1 protein-coding gene, 2 tRNA genes and 1 rRNA gene are annotated in these 4,059 nt (G+C 34.0%); 3 read left to right on the top strand and 1 reads right to left on the bottom strand.

Annotation, left to right across the window (positions count from 1 at the left end):
• Window positions 1–374: 374 nt before the first annotated feature.
• Window positions 375–1,130, bottom strand: a complete 756-nt coding sequence (locus tag AJN69_RS01940) for a transporter substrate-binding domain-containing protein (RefSeq protein WP_070287873.1) — start codon at window positions 1,128–1,130, stop codon at window positions 375–377.
• 629 nt (window positions 1,131–1,759) lie between these two features.
• On the opposite strand from AJN69_RS01940, the gene AJN69_RS01945 reads away from it, so the two are divergent.
• From AJN69_RS01945 to AJN69_RS01955, 3 genes are all read left to right on the top strand, one after another.
• Window positions 1,760–3,272 (top strand): 16S ribosomal RNA (locus AJN69_RS01945).
• A 103-nt stretch (window positions 3,273–3,375) separates the two neighbouring features.
• A tRNA-Ala gene (locus tag AJN69_RS01950) sits at window positions 3,376–3,451 on the top strand.
• Window positions 3,452–3,459: 8 nt separating this feature from the next.
• Window positions 3,460–3,536, top strand: a tRNA-Ile gene (locus AJN69_RS01955).
• Window positions 3,537–4,059 lie beyond the last annotated feature (523 nt).

Here is a 4,059-nt window from a genome sequence, read left to right on the forward strand (position 1 = left end):
ATAGTAGCTAAAGATAAAACTATCTTTTTAGAATTTAAATGGGATTTTCTAATCCCCCCCCCCTGTAGACATCTTACTTGAAATAATATTTTTACTCAAATATTTTTCTCCTTCCTTATTTAAAATGATTTATTTTGAAATTAATTTCATATTATTTATTTTTTAATAATAATATAAAATATAAAAATAAAATAGCGTAATATTAAAATATTTAAACTTAAAGTATAATTAAATACTAATTATTATAAAACTATATAGTTTGAATTTAAATTTTATTTTATAAAAAAATTGATTTAATGGGAGTAAATTTATATGAAATGTTATTTTACAAAACACAACGAAGATTTAAGTTGTATAAGCGTGAATTTTCACGCTTACTCTAATTCATATTTTTTCATCAAAGTATTGTAAAATCCATTGGTTTTTGTCTCATCTATACCTTTGTCAAAAATTTTTACCAATTCTTTTTGTTTGTTTTTATCAAAAGCAAAGCTAAAGCCTTCTCCACCATCCATTTCTTGGTAAAAACTTACCAATTCTGGATTTTCAGCTAAAAAACCTTTAGCAGTATCTTCATCTGCGATAATAGCATCAATTTTGTTGTTTTTTAGTGCTAAAACAGCAATATTTAAATCTTTATTACTTTGCACTTGTGCATTTTTGATAGCTTTTGCAGTATTTTCTTGTAAAGTTCCTAGTTGAACTCCTATTTTTTTACCTTCTAAATCATTTTTTGTTTGAAGTAAATTGTTACTTTTTAGTTTAAGATAAAGATTTTTACTCATATAGTAAGGTTTGGTAAAATCAACACTCTGTCTTCTTTCATCCGTTGCACTCATAGCCGAGGCAATCATATCGATTTTACCGGCTTTTAAAGCAGGTATTAACCCATCGAAATTGGTTTCAACCCAAACAATTTTAATACCATTTTTTTGGGCAATCTCTTCTACTAGATCCGTATCAAAGCCTGTGAGTTTTGAATTTTCTTTATAATTAAAAGGTTTATAGTTTGGGGCAGTTCCAACCTTTAATTCTACGCTTGCATTTGTTTCTTTGTTTTTAGAATCATTGCAAGCGTTTAAAAATAAGCCAATCAAGGCAACTAAAACAACACTAAATATTTTTTTCATTTTCTTCCTTTGATATAAAATGTTTTAAAATTATACTTATTTTAAATTTATATTTAATTAAGTCTGATTGCTTTTTGCAATTTTAAATTATATAATCTTTAAAATATAGCCCCCATTTTTTAACCCACCAAATACTTATATAAATACTTACACAAATATTTATATTATTTAATCCTTTATTTAATCCCCTTTTAAGTTTAATTGGTTATACTTTCATTTCCTTTTTTGAAAAAAAGGACTTAAAATCTTTTAAATTATAAAGTTTCACTAACTGAGTAGATTTTATAAATTAACTTTATTTTAGATTTTTTAAGTTTTTAAATTATTTGAGTTTTTAACTTTCTTAATTTTTTAATTTAAAACTAAAAAGCTTTTTTATAAATCTTGTTTTTAATTTAAAAACTTTTCTTTTAAAAATGATTTTTTGTTTTGTTCTTTTAACTTAGTATTGTTATTCAAATCTTATTAGTCAATCTTTGAAATCTAAATAAGTGATCGATTGAGCCAGAAAGATTTAGGCATAAGTAATTATGTAAAATCTATTCAATCTAATTTAAAAAGATTAAAAGCTTTTCTTTTAATCTTTTATAACTTTTTCTTTGAAGAAAAAGATTAAACTATCTATAATTTTTATGGAGAGTTTGATCCTGGCTCAGAGTGAACGCTGGCGGCGTGCCTAATACATGCAAGTCGAACGATGAAGCTTCTAGCTTGCTAGAAGTGGATTAGTGGCGCACGGGTGAGTAAGGTATAGTTAATCTGCCCTACACAAGAGGACAACAGTTGGAAACGACTGCTAATACTCTATACTCCTGCTTAACACAAGTTGAGTAGGGAAAGTTTTTCGGTGTAGGATGAGACTATATAGTATCAGCTAGTTGGTAAGGTAATGGCTTACCAAGGCTATGACGCTTAACTGGTCTGAGAGGATGATCAGTCACACTGGAACTGAGACACGGTCCAGACTCCTACGGGAGGCAGCAGTAGGGAATATTGCGCAATGGGGGAAACCCTGACGCAGCAACGCCGCGTGGAGGATGACACTTTTCGGAGCGTAAACTCCTTTTCTTGGGGAAGAATTCTGACGGTACCTAAGGAATAAGCACCGGCTAACTCCGTGCCAGCAGCCGCGGTAATACGGAGGGTGCAAGCGTTACTCGGAATCACTGGGCGTAAAGGGCGCGTAGGCGGATTATCAAGTCTCTTGTGAAATCTAATGGCTTAACCATTAAACTGCTTGGGAAACTGATAGTCTAGAGTGAGGGAGAGGCAGATGGAATTGGTGGTGTAGGGGTAAAATCCGTAGATATCACCAAGAATACCCATTGCGAAGGCGATCTGCTGGAACTCAACTGACGCTAAGGCGCGAAAGCGTGGGGAGCAAACAGGATTAGATACCCTGGTAGTCCACGCCCTAAACGATGTACACTAGTTGTTGGGATGCTAGTCATCTCAGTAATGCAGCTAACGCATTAAGTGTACCGCCTGGGGAGTACGGTCGCAAGATTAAAACTCAAAGGAATAGACGGGGACCCGCACAAGCGGTGGAGCATGTGGTTTAATTCGAAGATACGCGAAGAACCTTACCTGGGCTTGATATCCTAAGAACCTTATAGAGATATGAGGGTGCTAGCTTGCTAGAACTTAGAGACAGGTGCTGCACGGCTGTCGTCAGCTCGTGTCGTGAGATGTTGGGTTAAGTCCCGCAACGAGCGCAACCCACGTATTTAGTTGCTAACGGTTCGGCCGAGCACTCTAAATAGACTGCCTTCGTAAGGAGGAGGAAGGTGTGGACGACGTCAAGTCATCATGGCCCTTATGCCCAGGGCGACACACGTGCTACAATGGCATATACAATGAGACGCAATACCGCGAGGTGGAGCAAATCTATAAAATATGTCCCAGTTCGGATTGTTCTCTGCAACTCGAGAGCATGAAGCCGGAATCGCTAGTAATCGTAGATCAGCCATGCTACGGTGAATACGTTCCCGGGTCTTGTACTCACCGCCCGTCACACCATGGGAGTTGATTTCACTCGAAGCCGGAATACTAAACTAGTTACCGTCCACAGTGGAATCAGCGACTGGGGTGAAGTCGTAACAAGGTAACCGTAGGAGAACCTGCGGTTGGATCACCTCCTTTCTAGAGTACAAAGTAATAAGTCTCACAACTATTACTTCAAATATATAAACTCAATTGATTCTTGTTTAGATTTCAAAGATTGATGATAAAGCTAATTGTTTATGGGGAATTAGCTCAGCTGGGAGAGCGCCTGCTTTGCACGCAGGAGGTCAGCGGTTCGATCCCGCTATTCTCCACCATTTATTAAGGGCCTATAGCTCAGCTGGTTAGAGTGCACCCCTGATAAGGGTGAGGTCACAAGTTCAAGTCTTGTTAGGCCCACCATAAAAAAGATTTGAATAAAGAAGCTTTAAAATCTAAAGCAAGTATATAAAGTAGATTAAATATAAAATATAAACTCTAAATACTTAGATTTATTTTTATCTTTAGCTATAAAAGAATATACTTTAATAGATATAAATAACATATACATTATGTATTTATATTTATAATGATTATGTTAATATATATACTTCCTTTAGGTTTTAAACCTAAATGTTCTTTTTAATTATCATTGTTAAGAGTCACAAGCAAGTTTTAATAAAAACAATTTTACAGGACTTGTTAAAGGATAAAACCTATTTATCTTTTCTTTAGTTTAACTTAACTTTTAGCTGTCTTTATTTCTATGAATAAAGAGAATATTAGATTTAAGGATTATAAATTAAAGACAAGTTTCAAACTCACAGCTTAGTTGAGACTAAATCATTTAGTTTTATATTAAGTGTTTGAATGCTTTCCGTCTTAAGATAAAGAAGTCTTATCATAAAAACTTTAACAAGGAAGTGATGCGTTTTAGAATCAATAA

It is taken from the genome of Campylobacter sp. BCW_4338 (assembly GCF_001763255.1).
GTDB classification, from domain to species: Bacteria; Campylobacterota; Campylobacteria; order Campylobacterales; family Campylobacteraceae; genus Campylobacter_D; species Campylobacter_D jejuni.